At 37.1% G+C, this 15983-nt stretch carries 19 protein-coding genes and 1 tRNA gene; 8 read left to right on the top strand and 12 right to left on the bottom strand.

The features are described 5' to 3' along the window. Positions 1 to 53 precede the first annotated feature (53 nt). Positions 54 to 569: a single-stranded DNA-binding protein gene (locus ACJ7Z2_RS07455; protein ID WP_409499857.1), complete on the top strand. Its 516-nt coding sequence runs from the start codon at positions 54 to 56 to the stop codon at positions 567 to 569. 319 nt (positions 570 to 888) lie between these two features. Here ACJ7Z2_RS07455 and ACJ7Z2_RS07450 read toward each other — a convergent pair. The 3 genes from ACJ7Z2_RS07450 to mobH form a co-directional block, all read right to left on the bottom strand. After that, a tRNA-Leu gene (locus tag ACJ7Z2_RS07450) sits at positions 889 to 976 on the bottom strand. Between the two features lie 92 nt (positions 977 to 1068). Then, the gene (locus tag ACJ7Z2_RS07445) at positions 1069 to 1950 is read right to left on the bottom strand and encodes a tyrosine-type recombinase/integrase (RefSeq protein ID WP_409501124.1); all 882 of its coding nucleotides are present in this window, start codon (positions 1948 to 1950) and stop codon (positions 1069 to 1071) included. A 27-nt stretch (positions 1951 to 1977) separates the two neighbouring features. Further along, positions 1978 to 3948: a MobH family relaxase gene (gene mobH / locus ACJ7Z2_RS07440; RefSeq protein ID WP_409499856.1), complete on the bottom strand. Its 1971-nt coding sequence runs from the start codon at positions 3946 to 3948 to the stop codon at positions 1978 to 1980. Between the two features lie 1180 nt (positions 3949 to 5128). Between mobH and ACJ7Z2_RS07435 the strand changes: the two genes are divergently transcribed. The 3 genes from ACJ7Z2_RS07435 to ACJ7Z2_RS07425 are packed head-to-tail and all read left to right on the top strand — an operon-like array spanning position 5129 to position 6331. Beyond that, the gene (locus ACJ7Z2_RS07435; protein WP_409499855.1) at positions 5129 to 5314 is read left to right on the top strand and encodes a hypothetical protein; all 186 of its coding nucleotides are present in this window, start codon (positions 5129 to 5131) and stop codon (positions 5312 to 5314) included. Positions 5315 to 5343: 29 nt separating this feature from the next. Beyond that, a complete protein-coding gene (locus ACJ7Z2_RS07430) occupies positions 5344 to 5850 on the top strand; it encodes a hypothetical protein (protein WP_409499854.1) in 507 nt (168 codons plus the stop codon). Between the two features lies 1 nt (position 5851). Next, entirely contained in the window at positions 5852 to 6331 is a 480-nt protein-coding gene (locus tag ACJ7Z2_RS07425) for a hypothetical protein (protein ID WP_409499853.1), read from the top strand. Between the two features lie 260 nt (positions 6332 to 6591). Here the strand turns inward: ACJ7Z2_RS07425 and ACJ7Z2_RS07420 are convergent, their stop codons facing one another. From ACJ7Z2_RS07420 to ACJ7Z2_RS07385, 8 genes are all read right to left on the bottom strand, one after another. Beyond that, positions 6592 to 7137 (bottom strand): hypothetical protein, encoded by a 546-nt coding sequence (locus tag ACJ7Z2_RS07420; RefSeq protein ID WP_409499852.1) that lies wholly within the window; start codon positions 7135 to 7137, stop codon positions 6592 to 6594. A 215-nt stretch (positions 7138 to 7352) separates the two neighbouring features. Then, the gene (locus ACJ7Z2_RS07415; protein WP_409499851.1) at positions 7353 to 7595 is read right to left on the bottom strand and encodes a hypothetical protein; all 243 of its coding nucleotides are present in this window, start codon (positions 7593 to 7595) and stop codon (positions 7353 to 7355) included. Between the two features lie 77 nt (positions 7596 to 7672). Continuing rightward, on the bottom strand, positions 7673 to 7861 hold the full coding sequence (locus tag ACJ7Z2_RS07410; RefSeq protein WP_409499850.1) for a hypothetical protein: 189 nt from the start codon (positions 7859 to 7861) through the stop codon (positions 7673 to 7675). An 85-nt stretch (positions 7862 to 7946) separates the two neighbouring features. Beyond that, positions 7947 to 8924 carry an ArdC family protein gene (locus tag ACJ7Z2_RS07405; RefSeq protein ID WP_409501123.1) on the bottom strand — a complete coding sequence of 326 codons (978 nt, stop codon included), beginning with the start codon at positions 8922 to 8924 and terminating at the stop codon, positions 7947 to 7949. A gap of 81 nt (positions 8925 to 9005) precedes the next feature. Next, the gene (locus ACJ7Z2_RS07400) at positions 9006 to 9161 is read right to left on the bottom strand and encodes a hypothetical protein (protein WP_409499849.1); all 156 of its coding nucleotides are present in this window, start codon (positions 9159 to 9161) and stop codon (positions 9006 to 9008) included. A gap of 13 nt (positions 9162 to 9174) precedes the next feature. Beyond that, a complete protein-coding gene (locus ACJ7Z2_RS07395; RefSeq protein ID WP_409501122.1) occupies positions 9175 to 9582 on the bottom strand; it encodes a hemophilus-specific protein in 408 nt (135 codons plus the stop codon). A gap of 115 nt (positions 9583 to 9697) precedes the next feature. After that, positions 9698 to 10531 carry a hypothetical protein gene (locus tag ACJ7Z2_RS07390; RefSeq protein ID WP_409499848.1) on the bottom strand — a complete coding sequence of 278 codons (834 nt, stop codon included), beginning with the start codon at positions 10529 to 10531 and terminating at the stop codon, positions 9698 to 9700. Between the two features lie 133 nt (positions 10532 to 10664). Further along, positions 10665 to 10889 carry a hemophilus-specific protein gene (locus tag ACJ7Z2_RS07385; RefSeq protein WP_134916642.1) on the bottom strand — a complete coding sequence of 75 codons (225 nt, stop codon included), beginning with the start codon at positions 10887 to 10889 and terminating at the stop codon, positions 10665 to 10667. 448 nt (positions 10890 to 11337) lie between these two features. On the opposite strand from ACJ7Z2_RS07385, the gene ACJ7Z2_RS07380 reads away from it, so the two are divergent. From ACJ7Z2_RS07380 to ACJ7Z2_RS07365, 4 genes are read left to right on the top strand one after another with little or no spacing between them, the layout of a single operon-like run. Then, a complete protein-coding gene (locus ACJ7Z2_RS07380) occupies positions 11338 to 11790 on the top strand; it encodes a TIGR03757 family integrating conjugative element protein (protein ID WP_409499847.1) in 453 nt (150 codons plus the stop codon). Next, positions 11790 to 12764 carry a TIGR03756 family integrating conjugative element protein gene (locus ACJ7Z2_RS07375; RefSeq protein WP_409499846.1) on the top strand — a complete coding sequence of 325 codons (975 nt, stop codon included), beginning with the start codon at positions 11790 to 11792 and terminating at the stop codon, positions 12762 to 12764. The genes ACJ7Z2_RS07380 and ACJ7Z2_RS07375 overlap by 1 nt, the downstream gene beginning before the upstream one ends. Before the next feature lie 27 nt (positions 12765 to 12791). Then, positions 12792 to 14894: an integrating conjugative element protein gene (locus tag ACJ7Z2_RS07370; protein ID WP_409499845.1), complete on the top strand. Its 2103-nt coding sequence runs from the start codon at positions 12792 to 12794 to the stop codon at positions 14892 to 14894. Between the two features lie 3 nt (positions 14895 to 14897). Further along, positions 14898 to 15329: a hypothetical protein gene (locus ACJ7Z2_RS07365; protein WP_044428441.1), complete on the top strand. Its 432-nt coding sequence runs from the start codon at positions 14898 to 14900 to the stop codon at positions 15327 to 15329. Between the two features lie 207 nt (positions 15330 to 15536). Here the strand turns inward: ACJ7Z2_RS07365 and ACJ7Z2_RS07360 are convergent, their stop codons facing one another. Beyond that, complete coding sequence (locus tag ACJ7Z2_RS07360; protein ID WP_409499844.1) at positions 15537 to 15791, bottom strand: hypothetical protein; 255 nt, start codon at positions 15789 to 15791, stop codon at positions 15537 to 15539. Positions 15792 to 15983 lie beyond the last annotated feature (192 nt).

Here is a 15983-nt window from a genome sequence, read left to right as displayed (position 1 = left end):
TTCAGGTAGAATACTTGGTAAATTTTAGTTTAATTTAGCAAACAGAGGATTTTATGGCTGGTATCAATAAAGTAATTATTGTCGGTAATTTAGGTAACGACCCGGAAATGCGTACAATGCCAAATGGCGAAGCGGTTGCAAATATTAGTGTAGCAACTTCAGAAAGTTGGACGGATAAAAACACCGGTGAACGCCGTGAAGTAACCGAGTGGCATCGTATTGTATTCTACCGTCGTCAAGCAGAAGTATGCGGGCAATATTTACGTAAAGGCTCTCAAGTTTACGTAGAAGGACGTTTAAAAACCCGTAAATGGCAAGACCAAAACGGGCAAGATCGTTATACCACCGAAATTCAAGGCGATGTGCTACAAATGCTCGGCAGCCGTCAAGGTAATGATATGGGCGGTCAGCAAGGCGGTTGGGGAAATTCTGCTCCTGCGGATAATAGCTACAATCAAGGCAACAGCAATTATGGTTACAACCAAACCCAAAGTGCTGCACCGCAATCTAAACCGGCACCACAGCCTGAGCCGGCAATGAACAATTTTGATGATGATATTCCGTTCTAATCAAAGTATTGACTTAAGTAGCTCATGGGTTCCATACACCGCATTTCGATGAAATAAAAAGCTACTCATATAAAGCGCCCCTACCTTACTCAAAATAATAGGGAACACTTATTACTTGGAAGTGTTCCCTATTAATTAATAAATCCACTTTTCATTCGATTAATAAGTAACTTATTGACAGATTTATTATTGCCCCATTTCTCACATAAATGGCTAAAGTTCCCATCTATACGGGTTTATAAATACAATATTTTGAGAAAAATTGATATAGGAAGATAATAGAGAAATTCTTAATAGTAAATAAGAAAAGATATTAGAGTGGTGCCAGTGGTCGGACTCGAACCGACACGCTTTATGGGCGGCGGATTTTGAATCAACCGTGTACTAAGTGCTATTACACACTTGGCATACGGTTGAATTCATTTGCTCTTATAGTGAACATTTTCATTATATGACTTTTTACAAGAGTGTAAAGCTATTTCGTAAAAAAGTAATATCCTTATAAAAGCTCATCAATTTTATTCCTTATCATTTCCGTATTATACTCTATGTAACTCATTGTTACTTTTACATCACTATGATTCAGTAGTTGCTTCGTTGTATAAAGATTTTCAGGTTCTCTCATTAATTGGGTTGCGATAGTGTGCCTAAAACGATGAGGCGATACTTTAAAACCAACCTTCTCTGAAATCCATACAAACGCATTCTGTAGTTGATGAACACTCATCTTTTGGTCTCTATTTAGCGTATAGCTAGAAAACTTATTTAAATTGAAGAACTGTTCATCATCTTTCGATCTTCTCTGTTTATGTTCATAGGCAACTTTCTCAATATACGGTCGCAATTTATTAGAAATCGGGATTTCATGATAATTGTGGTTCTTATTAATATGAGCAGGTATCATAATGATTCCTCGATCTATACTCACATCTTTTACCCTTAACTGCACTAACTGGCTTCTGCGAATACCCGTATATCTAAATGTATTAATAATAGCCAAAGTAAACCAGCGAGGCCTTAAAATCTGCGGTAAATCCTCACAATAGTCTAAAAAATCAAATATTGCTTTAATTTGTTTATCTGAAAAAGTTTTACGTTTCTTAGCCCCATCTCTTAAAAAGGTTTTTACTACTGGATTACGCTTAAAATATAGAATTTCTTGCTCTATCGCAAAATTAAACACACTTCTAAGATGTCTAGCATACGTATTGTATGTTGTATTAGTCGCTGTTTTTAAGATATATGCTCTCCATTTTAGAATATGTTCCTGAGTCACATTCTGTGGGAGTAAATCCGGATAGAATTGCCGAAACCGAGAAAATACTTTAATATAAGTATGTACTGTTGCCTCTCTAAGTTTTCTAACGCAAAAATTTTTCAAGTAGTTGCTCAAAATCCAATTCAGTATTCATTGTATTTTCCCCTTCAGTGTGAGCCACTGATTGTTGATAACTAATTTATTCCCAACAAACAATTCAACATTCTCAATTAAGTAACCATTAAGTGTTGAAGAGCGGTTAGGTCCTGCAATTTTGCAAGTCCAGATATTCCGGCTATCGCCATCGTCAGTATGCTGGCGTTTATGAATAGCCAAATTCTGAAATTGCTTCTGTAATCTTTCCCATGTTGATTTTTCAACGTTTCCGATTACTTCCGTACAATATACCTGAAAAATACTCGGTGTTACCATAAAAAGATGATTTTCAACAAAATGCAACTTTGCATTCGTTTGATTCATTGGCAATTTACCCGATAAAACACTACTTTTTATCCAATCAATAAAATTCTGTACATCTATACTGAACTCAGTTTCAATTTCGGAAGGTGCTGTTTGCTTAAGTTTAGGAACGTTTATATCTCCCTTCTCTGGGAGGTTGCTACGATTTTCTATAACTGCTTCAGTTTCCTGAGGAATAGCGATTTTATGTTCTGCTTCAGTTTCTACCTGGTTTGATTCTGTTTCAGTAAATGGCATTGGACTATCACTAAATAGGCTCAATACCATATCCATATCATCGCCACCGTTCTCTTCTATTTTTATCTCATCTATCGAGTTAAACGTCTGAACGTCTTGTTGTAGGGACGAATCTGTTACAGCCTCTTGTACATCTAATACTGGTGCAGCATCCAATTGTTCCTGAGTATTCAATTCTGTCACAGGTAGTGTTAATGTTGCTATTTCTGACACTACCTTAGAAGTAGGCAAAACATTGTTATCTTTATCAACCAATAATACTGAACCGTCAAATAGTTCAGGGCGTTCATCAATATTTTCCCAAATGACGGTAGGTCTTATTTTTAGCATAGTAAATTTACCTGATGACCACCCACTATTAGCACAAACTTTAGCATCCCAAATTGCCGCTTTATCACTGGTTGCTTCAATGAGATTATGTGCAATTAATTCATCAAACATCGCTCCATTCTTACTTGGTGCTGAAATCCCTTGCCCAGATAAATACGCTCTAACTGAATCAGCTGTCGTCTTTGACATTACCCACAATCCACTGTCGGTTAACCAGCCCTGTCCACCACCCCTTGGAGTGTTTAATTTGTAGGTCTTCACAACCTCTTGCAATGCAAGATGAAGTTGTTTAGCAAATGAAGCCTTTGGTTTTTCTGATAATTTGGTCAGTTCTCCACCGAGAGCCATCGCAACACTATACTGATCCGCTTTTTGGATAATTTCACCTAAAATACCGGCTTTGTCAGCATGATTTGCTGCAAAATACATCAGATGGGAAAAAGCTTCTGTAAATGGAGCAATCCAATCAAAGGCTTCTTGAGGAATCAGCTGACTAGCAAAGAAACCTCCTAACGCAGGATGTAAATGATAGTCCCTACCCTTAATATATCGAAAGTTATAAGGCTGTTTTGGAATCCCTTGCCAAGGAAACCAACGTGAGCCATCTAATAATACAATCTCCAGATCTGTAGCAATCTTGCCAATGTCATGAATAAGAGCAGCATAAATCACTACGGCCGTCCATACATCTCGTTGCTTTGCTTGGTCTTCAGGAGCAGCATTCGGCGGTAAAACATAACTCTGACGAAGTTTGCTCGCAACCGCAATTACCTCTAATCCGTGATCGATCATTCCACCTAAATGAGAATGGTGGTGGCTTTCTGAAGCCGGTAATAATTGAACCATTTCGGCATAGCGATTAATTGGTGTTTGATAGAGTAAATCAAACATTTTGGGAGACATAGAAACGTTCTGCCAAATCGTTGTGATATATTGCTGGCGTAATGGAGTATCTAACAATCTCTGGGCTGACATAGGACTATGCCAGCCTGCTGGAGAGTCTATAATTGTCTGGCTATGGTCTTGATTACTCAGTTTTTTACGTGGTCTTAATTTTTCTAATAATTTAAGCATACGAATGAAATTAAAATTTTGCTCCTCGATTCACTATTATTAATACTACTCACCTAACTGAAATACCTTATAACGGAAGGTAATAATAAAACTAAAAATAAAATTGACACTATAAGACCCAATAGCATATATCCCCCTATTCAATAGTTATTGATGGCATTAAATCAAACATCACCTATCAATGTGAAGTAGAAATAGAATATGAATCTTAGATAATTTAGGCCTTTTAGCCTTTTTGCAAGTCCATATCAACCCTTTCGGGTAAGGCCGCTCTGCCCCTGCAGAGCGGTTACCCTTGTGCAAATTACCCTTCTTCCCTTAGCCTTTTACTCCTTTCTTTTGAGTCATCTGTGAAAACTCATTAAGAGTTTTGTACAGTTTTTTATTGTCATTCTATTTATTGTGAATAGAATAAAGTTACTTATAGATTTAAAGTACATATTAGAGAATGATGTAAATGGGAATTATATTTCTAACTTTCCTTATAGGAATCACTTTATTTATGCTTATAGTTCATATTGAATCAGAGTGTAGTCGTGGTGCATATTTGGATGGTGAACAAGAAAAAGCCGAATCAAAGATTATAAAGTTAGTAGTCTTACTTTTAATACTGACATTGATTTTAATGGCATGTATCTAACGAGGTAAAATAAATGATGAAATTTATAGAAGATGTCATAATAACCCCATTAGGAATTATATCCATTTCTATGGTCATTATACTCATTTACATTTGGACTGATTCAAACACCCAATATAAAATAACGTGCTATCGCAATAGCAATATCGAGCTTGAGCTATTAGGAAAGATAAAAAGGTTAGATAAAGGCAATTATATAACAATTAACGATAATAATGAAAACACATACGATATAAGCATTACGAATTATGATTATTGCAAATGGAATGAGCAGTAAACAATGATTAATATTTTATATTATTTATGGGCATTAACTCAAGTCACAATCGCAATACTGCTAATTTTTTATTCATTAGAAAAATCTTCATTGATATATCTTTTAATTAAAATTACAGGAGCAGCATTATTCATATCCGGTTTTTCATCTTTTTTAAAGAAGTAAACTATAGATTTGATTGTGACATATTTAACTTTGCAAAATGAAGGAAATCAATGCCTTAATACTTAATATACACACAATTATTAAAAAAGGAGTAAACTGTGAATAAAGTAAGTTTTGCCGATGAATTTTACATTGCACAAAGAATAGCTAAAATAGGATATTTAGCGATTGAAGTACAAAAAATAGAGATAGGAATGACAAAATCAACATCACAGGAAATGCTCAATAATGTACTTACAGAGTATAAAAAAGAACTTTCTAAATTAAAACATGTAGAACATTAGTATAATTATTTTAACAAAGGAACTTTAAAATGGATAATGAAAAATGGGCAATTCTCCAAAGAATTGATGATAGAGTTACTAAAGATTACTTTTGCAATGACTCTCAACTAGAATTAATTAACAATGCTTATAAGGAAATAGAAAACCTTATAGATATAGGCATAGCCAAAAGAATTAAAAAACCAATTAAATTCCTGTCAATCCCTATAGGCTGTATATTTTTCATAATGTTTTTTAATTTCCCCATTGGTTGGTTACTACTTTTTACCTTGTGTGTAGTCACATACTTTTATTCTAAACTTCAATATAATAAAATAATAAATTTATCATTAGATGACCTTATGAATCTCGAATCGGTCAAAAACGTGATAAACTGCGACAGCTCAAAAAACTTTATACTTCTTATAGAAAGCTGTACATATCTAACAAAAGAGCAAGAGCATAGGGTAAACTTAGAGTCTTTGGCTAGAAGGCTAAATTTAGTCATAAGAAAAAATAGATTTGATAACAAATTTAAAGTACTCAAAGGCGAATAATATGAAAAAATTACATTTAGATGTGCCAAAATATATTGTAGCGGAGTTAGAACATAGAGGTATCGATGTCAATAAAACCATATTAGCTTTATATTTAGATAGTACAACCATGATTGATTTATTTTCAAATTTCATTCAGACAGAAGAAGGGGGTAAAATCCTAGAACAGGAAACAAATAATGGTTATTTTGCTTTTTGCTTAGAAGAAGAAATCTCTCTTATTTTTGGTTGTGCATTTATCGAACAAAAAACATTACTTAATGTAAAGATTTTACCATTCTCGAAAGACACTACAGATTCCTATAAAGATATTATAGATGAAATAATAAAAGGCGAAGTTTGGAGCTTACGTTTTAAATATGATACCATTCTCAATGAACCATCTGATATGCAGATAAATTGGGATATTCTGTTAAAAACAGATTTAGAAAAGATGGTTGATAATTTCATTAAATATCAAAATAAAAGTACACTACATTAATAAATCTAATTATACATAAGGATAATTATATGATTTACGGCATGATATATTTCGCTAGAGCAAAATTCGAACTCAATGCTCTAATAAAAAATCATCTCCAAAATAACACTCCTATATTTGACCCCAAAATAGATTATGAACGCCATAAAAATTTATTTTTAATGTATAACTTTTATAAATTGCTAGGAATAAATGATGAATTACTTTTATTAGAACATAAAAAATGCCGATAAAACATCGGCATTTAGACATATAATCCACTATTCAACATCGTTGTCTTCGAAAGACTCGCCAAAGACATCTATAGCAAATAGTTTAATTTCATCATCGCTGATTTGAGTATGAAAATAGTCACCCTCTAAATCAGCTTCCATACTACCGGCAAACCAACAGCCTGGTTCATAGTATGATAATGTAAAATCTACATCAGGAAACTTCTCACATAGTACTTTAAACCACGTTTCCGGAGGTGTCCACGCAGAATCAAAGTAGAGTGAAATGTGTTCCTCACACTCATCAAAAATAACGGTTGAAGAGGCATTCCACTTACAGCCCCAATTGGCGATACACCAATCATACCAATCTTTATAGCCATAATGATCTATATTGTGTTGATATTGCTGTTCCAGTTGTTCCCTATTGCCATAAACTAGACCAACATCCAATTCTGCCGGCATAGGAATGAGATTGTGAAAATTAAGTTCAACTCGACCTACTTCATCAGTGGAAAAAAGAGCTTGATGAAGAGCCTCGTGTCGCTCTGCTGCAAATGTTATTTCGAGTTTATTTTGACACCAATTTGGCATAGTAAAATCTCCAATAAATATGAGTACACTATGCCACACAGGGCTAATGTACCCTGTGGGTGAAAAGAAAATACGGCACAAAATGTGCCGTATCTACTTGTTAAAATTCAGCTATTTTTTTAGCTGTTTAAGGCGTTCATCTTGCTCTTTGAGTAAGCTATTTGCCCAAAAAACCAGTGCAAAGCCTATAAAAGCAATGATCCATAAGCCGATTGTTAATCCCATTTTGATTTCTCCTTCTCAATAAATTGACGGATAGTCCTGCCTGATAATAAGAATCCATAGGTAATTGCCAATAAAGCACTTATGTTTCCTATTTTGATACATAGATCATAATTACTATAAATCATCGGCGGTATCGCAATAAATGCAACTTTACCGACATCATCACAGAATTTAGACCAAGATTCAAGCGTTGAAAGCTCAATGGGTCGTTTAAACAAGTTTAAATTAAACATTGTGTTCTCCGATTTAAATTAATAAAACAGGGATACACAATGCCCATAGGGATTATGTATCCCTATGGGAAAGCCGGTTAATACCAACCAAATTGTGGTGTTACTGATTCAATCACACCGTGTTTACCAACACAATTAAATTGCTCTCGAAAACGTTTTACCGCTTCTCGGCGAGAATAATACAAATAACGGCATTTTTGCAAAATACCATTCTCATCTTTCCCAGTAACAATCCAGCAATTCTGTCTGCGAGGTGTCATACTCATCGTGTATTCTCCAATTAAAAGTAATAGGGATACACAATGCCCAAAGGGTACGGTATCCCTTCGGGAAATGCCTTTCGGCAAGTGATTAAGCTGCTTCATCAAATACTTCGTATTTGTCAGCTAGCTGGGCGACGTTTAGTGCATCCAACATATATTGACATGCTTCACGAGCTTTACCGGAAGCACGGACAATAGCCCGTTTATCTTCTTTCAGCACTCGAATCCAACTATCAATGTACGCTGCATTTTGAGGCACTGTATCGAATCCAAGGTAGGCACATAAAAATGCTCCTCCCATTTCAGCCACCAATTCCTCAAAAGCATAGACTTTGTTTCCAAATTTTGCTTTTCCAGAGGTAATACCCTCACGATCAAGCCGTTTGAAAGCACCGGTAGCGTGGGTCATTTCATGCAATAACACGCTATGAAACGCTTGGGCATTTTTAAATTGCTTCATCTCAGGCATTACAACCTTATCTTCACTTGCTCGATAGAAAGCCCAGTTACTCGGTTTTATTTCCACGTGCAAATCCATTCCTTTGATAATCTGCCGAATATCAGCAAAAATATCGTATTGGTTTGGCTCAGATTTAGGTTGTTTTGGTTCTGATACAGGATCATACAGTTCCGCCGGTAAATTTTCACACTGGTCTAAATTGAACAGATTGTGCTTAGCAATGAAAAAGTGTTGTTCCATTTCCGGATTTCCTTCCTCGTCATACACAATATTTCCCTCCTCATCGAGTTTTTCTCTCTCATTAGGACGGTAGTTCATCACAACCGTAGCTTTTTCCCCTTTACGGATATATCCACCGAGTTCATTGGCTTTTTTCGCCGTAATCCACTTACACTGTTTGTAGCCGTGTTCAGCGGTAGCAATCCAAAGCAATAGCGTATTGATACCGGAATACAGACGGTTAGAAACCGCATTGCGAGGTAATGCCATATTGCATTCCGGATGGCTCCACGGTTTTAACCACGGAGCTGTACCTTGTTCTAATGCAGCAATGATTCTATCAGTGATATGTTGGTATAAATCAAATTTAGGTTGTTGAGTGTTCATCATGTGTTTCTCCAAAGTTCGGGTAGAAAAATGGGGAAACACGGCTACCCTATTGGGGAACTTGTTTCCCCGATGGGTGGTTTATAAAATCTCAATAGCAGCTATTTTTCTGGAATCATCAAAACCAACGGAACTACCTATAGCGTAGTAACTACGGATAGTTTGTTCATCACCATTGATTCGAGTGAAAAAATAATCGCCATCATCGTAAATGACTTTAACAGTACGAGTTTCCATAATTTCGCCCCCATTAAAGTAAACGTTGAAAACTATTTGCAGCGAGAAAGTTATAGCTTTTTTCCCCTGCTTCAGTCTCAGTAATCATTTTCTGTTCCAGTAAAATATGGGCAATGCCATTAAAAAACTGATGCAATAGAAATGATACAAAACCGGTTGTTTCAACTTTTTCCGGACGGCAATAAAACTGCGTATCCTGCCAAAGTTTAATATCATCTTTTAACTGTTGATAGCTCACAATCTCATAAACCACCGCAGAAATATTGACTAAATTGCCGTGCTGATTCAGCCAAATCGTGTAACGATTCCAATCTCCTTTTTTCATCGGCTCTATGCAAATGTGAAAGAGGTATTGGTAGGCTTTATTATCTAAATTGCGGTTATCCCAGATGTATTTGAGTAAATCTAAATTGTGTTTCATCATATTTCTCCAAATGAAAAGAGTGGAGAAACATCTTACCCAATAGGGAAAATATTTCCCCACGGGGTGAAAACCAACTTCTACAAGCGGTCAATTTTAAGTAAAAATCTGTAAATTAGGCGTGTAAGTAGGAAAAGCGTGCCGCATTGCTACGGGCAGAAGCGATAGCATTGCCAATAAGTTCTTGCCGATAACCACTAAATGTTCGATCAGTCGGGGAATAACTTAATCCACTGATGCTGTCAAATCCTAGCTGAATGCCACTTTCTTTATCAGTAACGATTGCTTCAAAATCAGCATAGAAAATTTTTCCTTGTAGGAGTTCCTCTATGCTTGTCTTAAAGTTGCATTCATCACCAAACACCCAATCAATAGGCTCTAAATAAAATTTAGAGGGTTTACGTTTAAGCTCTACCAGGTAGTTTTCCGTGTTAAATTTGAAAACGGTCTCCGTCTGATCCGGCGAGGCATCAATAATCTGATAGCCATTCGTTTCCAACTCACGAGAAGTACCCTTAATATACTGTTCTAAATCCTGAATAAACTCATCCCACAAGCCTTTATATTTATACACTTTTGAAGTCGGAAAATACCAGTTTCTTCGAGCATCACTATCATTGAAAAACGCTAACTGATCTGCAGTTTTAGCATAAAGTTCCATCGTATTCCAATGTGAGTAGTGATACCCAAAACTGTTTCGTGTAATGTCAAAATCTACGCCATACGATTCCCAAGACTCAATGTGACTTAGCAGATTGGCAAACATTTTTTGTTTGCGTTTCTGCGGATTTAGGCTGTTAAAGAGTTTAATTAATGTATCGGTATTAAGGCTACCGTAAAATGCTACGCCATCTCCCTGACAATGAGAGAGTGAATACTCAATTTTTAAATCATTAGGAAATCCGGCTGTGACAAGCTGTTGTTGAAAATAGATTTGTAAAAGGTTCATTGTGTTTCTCCAAATAAAATAAGGGAAACACATTGCCCGTTTCGGGAATTGTGTTTCCCGATAGGGTGAAGGTTAAAATTGAAGGGACTATAAATTAAGATTTATAAGGTTAAATATAAGAAACGCCCTGCATTTAACGATAAACTAGCAGAGAACCATCTGATTTCTCTGTCACACTCAAATGACGGAATAATCTATCGCTGATTTTGGTGACAAAACGCACGCTAGTCTCCGATTTCTGACGATGTTGCCAAGCATTCAAAGCATTTGCTTTAATTTGTTTAACAACATGATCTTGGCCACGAATATTCTTACAATCCAAAATATCCGACAGACAGTTAAATCTGATATGAATCATAGGGTAATCTCCTAAATTATATCCAAGAGAAAACACCTATTGCCCATGGGGAAATTGATGTTTCCCTGGACAGGTTGATAAGAAATGAAAAGTCCATTCCAAACTCAAGCGAGTTTGCAGCTGATTGCAGAATGGAGTCAGCTTTAAAAGGCAGTTCTTTATTTAAGTTGGCGAACCGACCAACAAAGGGAATGAACCAAATTCACCGCAGTGAATCCGTAGCTCAATTCAGACGCTTCTGAATGCAGTTCTAAGCTACCTACTTTGTATCCACAGATACAGAAAGTTAAGTTTATTATCGAATTTTCTATCTTTAACACAAGCAAAAACTGTAAAGCCTATTTAGAGAATTTTTTAAAACTCTCCAAAACCAAAAAACAATTTCCGATTTCTTCTCCCCATATCATCTTTTAAGGTAAGCGTGAATTACTCTATTTGTGGAGCATTTATGCAAGCTAAGACATTTTACTATTTACCACTACTGCTGCTTTCAGCTATGGCAAGTGCTAGTCCTGCTAATAAACTCTCAGATGTAACAGTTAAGGTATTTACTTCCGAATCCTACCCTATTCAACAGCCTCATCTTGCCGATGAAGTTTACTATTTAGACAGCGTAGAAAAATTGGAAGACTCATTTTTAGCAAATTTATCTACTGATCCTGTACAAGCAGAACAACAAGTACGACAAGTAATGAATACAACAGCTTGGACACAGTTTGAAACAAAACTTAAAACAGCTTATCAAGGCGTAATTGAGGGCTGGAAACAGGGAGTAATGAAAATTCCAGCGGTCGTATTTGAAAAACAAAATCCTGCGTTCTCCTCCGTCATCTACGGAGAAAGTGATATAGGCAGAGCCATTGAACGTTATCTCGCAGACCAACAACAAGGAGGATATTAATGAATATCGTCTCAAAAGTAAGAGTATCCTCCATTTACTCTGCCTTAATTTGTACGCTATCTCTATCAGTCGTAGAGCAAAGTGCAGCGATTGAGGCAAATAACATCAATACTGCAACGATTATGAGTTCTACAGCATCTCCCAGTTGTGCTGATTGGAGCGTTGTTGGTACTTGTTTTTGGCTTAAATGTACCTACTGGAAATGCAGTGTAAAGACATCTGTCAAAGTACATCACTTTATCCCTGAAATGGTTATATCTGCTTATAACCACGATAACCAAAGCCCTTGGACCGAAATGAAATGGCTAAACCAGGGAGCAAAAGGCGGAATGAATAATCGCCTAAATCAAAAATACACCCAATATCGTTTTAAGAACGCCGAAGCAATAGGACATCCTGGAGGTATGGCGATGCAAATGATCGGCTCGCTTGGTTATTCCTGTGAAAGTCAAACAACACCTTATATGCCTTATTTCCTGAGTGCATTGGACTATCTCGCTTGGAATAACAATATGCCGGAAATGTTCTATCCTGAGGCATTAGCTCCCAATATGCGAAACGTGGGTACTACAACAGATATATGGGGAAACCTCTATCCTCGCTCAGGCAGTATCACACAAACTCACGACTATAAAGCCTCAGCAGTTATTGCTCAACGAGTAGGCGATATTGTGAGTCGAACTGGCCAATTACACGTCTATTACCCGGTTCAGAAAAGCGGAGGAAAAGGTAAATGGTATCCCAAAGAAGTTATTGAAGGTGATAAGAAAACCCATCGCTGGCAACTACTCTCTCCTAAAATGGAACAAAGCTGTAAAGTCTTTCCGCACAGTGGTGATTGGGCTACCCATTCAGATAGTTTCTCCAATACTGAGAATTACAGCTGGGCATTATGGAGACCTTATTCTTGCTGTAAAAAACAAGGGCAAATTTTTTTAGGTCATGTGGACTGGAAAAGTACACATACTCATTAAATTATCAGCATTATTTAGGATAAATAAATGAAAAAAGCAAAAAGTCTCAAATTTCTAACCGCTTGTATAATGCTAACAACCATGAGCGGATACGCAAATAGTAATACCGTTAATGTTGGCAATAGCATTAGTAATTTCATTGAAAATACAACAGGCTATAGGACTGGTAATCTAGGCGTTTCTGGTAATAACGCTCTCACGGAATACTACCCTGTCCTTTCTGATTATATGCACTACTCCATTGGAGGAGGTAGTGCCATTTCCGCACCAGCTTCCCGTGGCAGACCAAATCAATATGGGATTGGTATTGGCTGGAAATCGAATTTAACTTGTGGCAACTTTGATATTAAACTTTCCATTAAAAACCAGCTTAATGGTATTACTGAAGGTTTTAAAGATCTTTATGGCAATATTATTGAGTCAGCAACCGGTGCAGTTGCCAGCCTCCCGGCGATGATTATCCAACGAGCAAATCCTCAACTGTATGACATTCTTTCTAATGGTCTATATCAAGGAAAACTTGACTTCAACAACTTCAAAACCAGTTGCGAAGCCATGTCTAGCCAACTTGCTGATTTAGCAATGGACAGTAAATTAGCAAAGATGGCCGGATTACACCGAGCCGCTGAAATTGCTGAAACAGAGCCTGATGCAATGGCAGCCAAGAAGAAAATGGATAAAAAAGATGCTGAAAAAGGCATCCCTTGGGTAGGTGGCGAACAACGTGGTGGTAAAAATCAAAAACCAATGGCTATCGTTGCTGACATTGTTGGAGCCGGATATAACCTCGCTTTAGGACGAGGACCATTAGAAAAAGGAGATATACCTATTGCAAGCTGTGATGGTATGCTTTGTACGGAATGGAAAAATCCAAGCGAGGCTGCTGCCTATGCAAGTGAAGTGATTGGTGAAACATTCCTTGATGCCTGTGAAACTTGTGAACAAAGTTCAAGTGGAGCTAAAGCCGGGAAAGGAATCGCCCATTTTATTGAACAAACAACTATTGAAAAAGCCACAAAGCTAGAAGCGGCACTGAATCACTTAGATAGTTTAACGCCGGAGCAACTCAATTCACTGAGTACATCAACGGTCAGTGTAACAAAAGGCGTATTAGAAGCCATTGCTGCTTCGCCGGATGCAGCCTTGCTGGGTGCAAGGTTATCGCAAGAATTAGCTATTTCTAAAGAAATGGAAAAGTTGCTACTGATTCGCCGAGCAATGTTAGCCGGTATGCGTGAGCCAAATGTTATAAAATCTTCCTTAGTAGAAGAAGCAGAAAGAAACCTCAAATTACTTGACAGAGAAATTGAGCAAGTTAAACTCGAAATGGAATTGCAACGTTCAATCAACGGTAATACAGCATTAGCTGCAATTACTCAACAGATGAACGAACAAGCTCTTGCTATTGATGATAATGCGATGGGTGATGGAAACCGTCGCTTTGCCAATTTAAGCAATCAAGCCGGAGCAAATAATCTCAACACCAGTGGCATTGCTAATTCTGCACAAAATGCCGTTGGCGATAGATATATTGCTATCCCAAAATCAGACGGCTCAGGCATGAGTGATTTTTATGGGGCATATAAAGCCTCCCCAACAAACATTGTCAGTAACGTGAATGTAGGGAGCTATACCCAAATTGCCCAAATGAACGGCAATGCGAATGAACAAGCAACGGCTCTTATCAAACAGTTTGAAGGATATTTAAGCCACGGGAAATGGGATGTAAATGCTAACCGTGCCGGATACGGCTCTGATACCTATACTACTGCAGATGGTATAGTTCATCGAGTTCAAAAAGGCACTTATGTAAGCCGGGAAGATGCTGAACGTGATTTAGCACGAAGAATGCCTCAATTTATGAATGTTGCAAGAGGTAATGTTGGTACCGATGTTTGGGCCAAATTGACTCCTCAAGCCCAAGCAGCATTAACGTCGGTATCATACAACTATGGTTCATTATCCAAACTAGAAAGTGTTCAAAAAGCGGCGGCTGTCTCTGCACAATCAGGTGATATGACGGCTTTAGCTAACTCAATCCGAAATTTACAAGGGCATAATAATGGTGTTAATGCTCGAAGACGTAACCAGGAAGCCGATTACATTATCAACGCACCAAAAGGAAACTAACCTATGAAAAAAATGGCAATTGTAGCTTTATCAGCATTTTTCTCAATGAATGCTTTTGCAAATAACAATGTAGTGTATTCTTGCACAACTACAGATAACCAAACGTTAAAAGTTACCAAAGAGGGGGGAAACTATGTGTACTCTCACGGTGACACCACATTCAAAAATCCTGTAAAAGAAGCTCTCAAAAATCCGGCATCGGAGATTGCAGGTGGCTCACAATTCACAACAATCTCGCTCGAATTAAGAAATGCAGGAAAATCTTATATTGTAGGTCATATAGAAGCAGATCCTAAATCACCTTTTGAAGCGAGTGTTCAGGTTAAGGATATTAAAACAGGGAATAGTATTACATCATTTGAATGTCGTTCCGATAAGCCTATTCGCCACAACTTTGATCGCAAACTGATGAGAAAATCCGGATTTGCAGCCTAACCGAAGTATTAACCCACCTTTCTCAAAGAGTTTGGTGGGTTAGTTTTTCTTGGCTAATTTCAATTAGTCAGCGATAGCGTAGATGAAGGCTAAAGCTGCCAATAGCAACACAAATATAGTTGCACAGCAATTATGCTTTCTTAACCACATCACAACAGATAATCCAATGATGAATAAAGCCACACGTTTTTTTGTCGTATCCATCTGTCATTCTTTCTTGTAAGGCTTCCATTTTTTGGCACCGTTCAACTTATCTCCGCCGACAGCTTCAAAAATATCGCCGGTTAAACTCACCAATAAGGCCTCCGGGCATTCTGTATTTGCCTCTCCTTTTTCAGCACACCAACCATAAGCCTCACCTTGATAAATACGAACATAGCCGCTACTCAACATACAGGGATGGTTATCTTGATAACGCTCACGATACTCTTGAGCAATAGCCAGTAATTGCTGATTAGTCATATAAAGTCTCCAATAACATAATAAACCTGAAAAAGTTCTCAGTATTTTGGCAACATTTTTATAAATAGAAACCAAAAACTATATTCAAATCATTTTTAGTTTCTACTCAACATTCTTATGTTTTTCCATACACTGAAGTAAATTTACCTAATCCTATTTTGCTGTGAAACCAAAACTTCTCATACTTATCCT

The sequence above is a fragment of the Mannheimia glucosida genome (assembly GCF_046267875.1).
In the GTDB taxonomy this organism is placed as follows: Bacteria; Pseudomonadota; Gammaproteobacteria; order Enterobacterales; family Pasteurellaceae; genus Mannheimia; species Mannheimia glucosida.
The sequence above is the reverse complement of the archived record's forward strand: the minus strand, read 5'-3'. Positions and strand labels throughout refer to the sequence as shown.

Excerpts from the sequence above, each read along its gene's own strand:
- ACJ7Z2_RS07455 (WP_409499857.1), top strand. The coding sequence starts at position 54 with ATGGCTGGTATCAATAAAGTAATTATTGTCGGTAATTTAGGTAACGAC.
- mobH (WP_409499856.1), bottom strand. The coding sequence starts at position 3,948 with ATGCTTAAATTATTAGAAAAATTAAGACCACGTAAAAAACTGAGTAAT.
- ACJ7Z2_RS07430 (WP_409499854.1), top strand. The coding sequence starts at position 5,344 with ATGGATAATGAAAAATGGGCAATTCTCCAAAGAATTGATGATAGAGTT.
- ACJ7Z2_RS07425 (WP_409499853.1), top strand. The coding sequence starts at position 5,852 with ATGAAAAAATTACATTTAGATGTGCCAAAATATATTGTAGCGGAGTTA.
- ACJ7Z2_RS07420 (WP_409499852.1), bottom strand. The coding sequence starts at position 7,137 with ATGCCAAATTGGTGTCAAAATAAACTCGAAATAACATTTGCAGCAGAG.
- ACJ7Z2_RS07415 (WP_409499851.1), bottom strand. The coding sequence starts at position 7,595 with ATGTTTAATTTAAACTTGTTTAAACGACCCATTGAGCTTTCAACGCTT.
- ACJ7Z2_RS07410 (WP_409499850.1), bottom strand. The coding sequence starts at position 7,861 with ATGAGTATGACACCTCGCAGACAGAATTGCTGGATTGTTACTGGGAAA.
- ACJ7Z2_RS07405 (WP_409501123.1), bottom strand. The coding sequence starts at position 8,924 with ATGAACACTCAACAACCTAAATTTGATTTATACCAACATATCACTGAT.
- ACJ7Z2_RS07400 (WP_409499849.1), bottom strand. The coding sequence starts at position 9,161 with ATGGAAACTCGTACTGTTAAAGTCATTTACGATGATGGCGATTATTTT.
- ACJ7Z2_RS07395 (WP_409501122.1), bottom strand. The coding sequence starts at position 9,582 with ATGAAACACAATTTAGATTTACTCAAATACATCTGGGATAACCGCAAT.
- ACJ7Z2_RS07390 (WP_409499848.1), bottom strand. The coding sequence starts at position 10,531 with ATGAACCTTTTACAAATCTATTTTCAACAACAGCTTGTCACAGCCGGA.
- ACJ7Z2_RS07385 (WP_134916642.1), bottom strand. The coding sequence starts at position 10,889 with ATGATTCATATCAGATTTAACTGTCTGTCGGATATTTTGGATTGTAAG.
- ACJ7Z2_RS07380 (WP_409499847.1), top strand. The coding sequence starts at position 11,338 with ATGCAAGCTAAGACATTTTACTATTTACCACTACTGCTGCTTTCAGCT.
- ACJ7Z2_RS07375 (WP_409499846.1), top strand. The coding sequence starts at position 11,790 with ATGAATATCGTCTCAAAAGTAAGAGTATCCTCCATTTACTCTGCCTTA.
- ACJ7Z2_RS07370 (WP_409499845.1), top strand. The coding sequence starts at position 12,792 with ATGAAAAAAGCAAAAAGTCTCAAATTTCTAACCGCTTGTATAATGCTA.
- ACJ7Z2_RS07365 (WP_044428441.1), top strand. The coding sequence starts at position 14,898 with ATGAAAAAAATGGCAATTGTAGCTTTATCAGCATTTTTCTCAATGAAT.
- ACJ7Z2_RS07360 (WP_409499844.1), bottom strand. The coding sequence starts at position 15,791 with ATGACTAATCAGCAATTACTGGCTATTGCTCAAGAGTATCGTGAGCGT.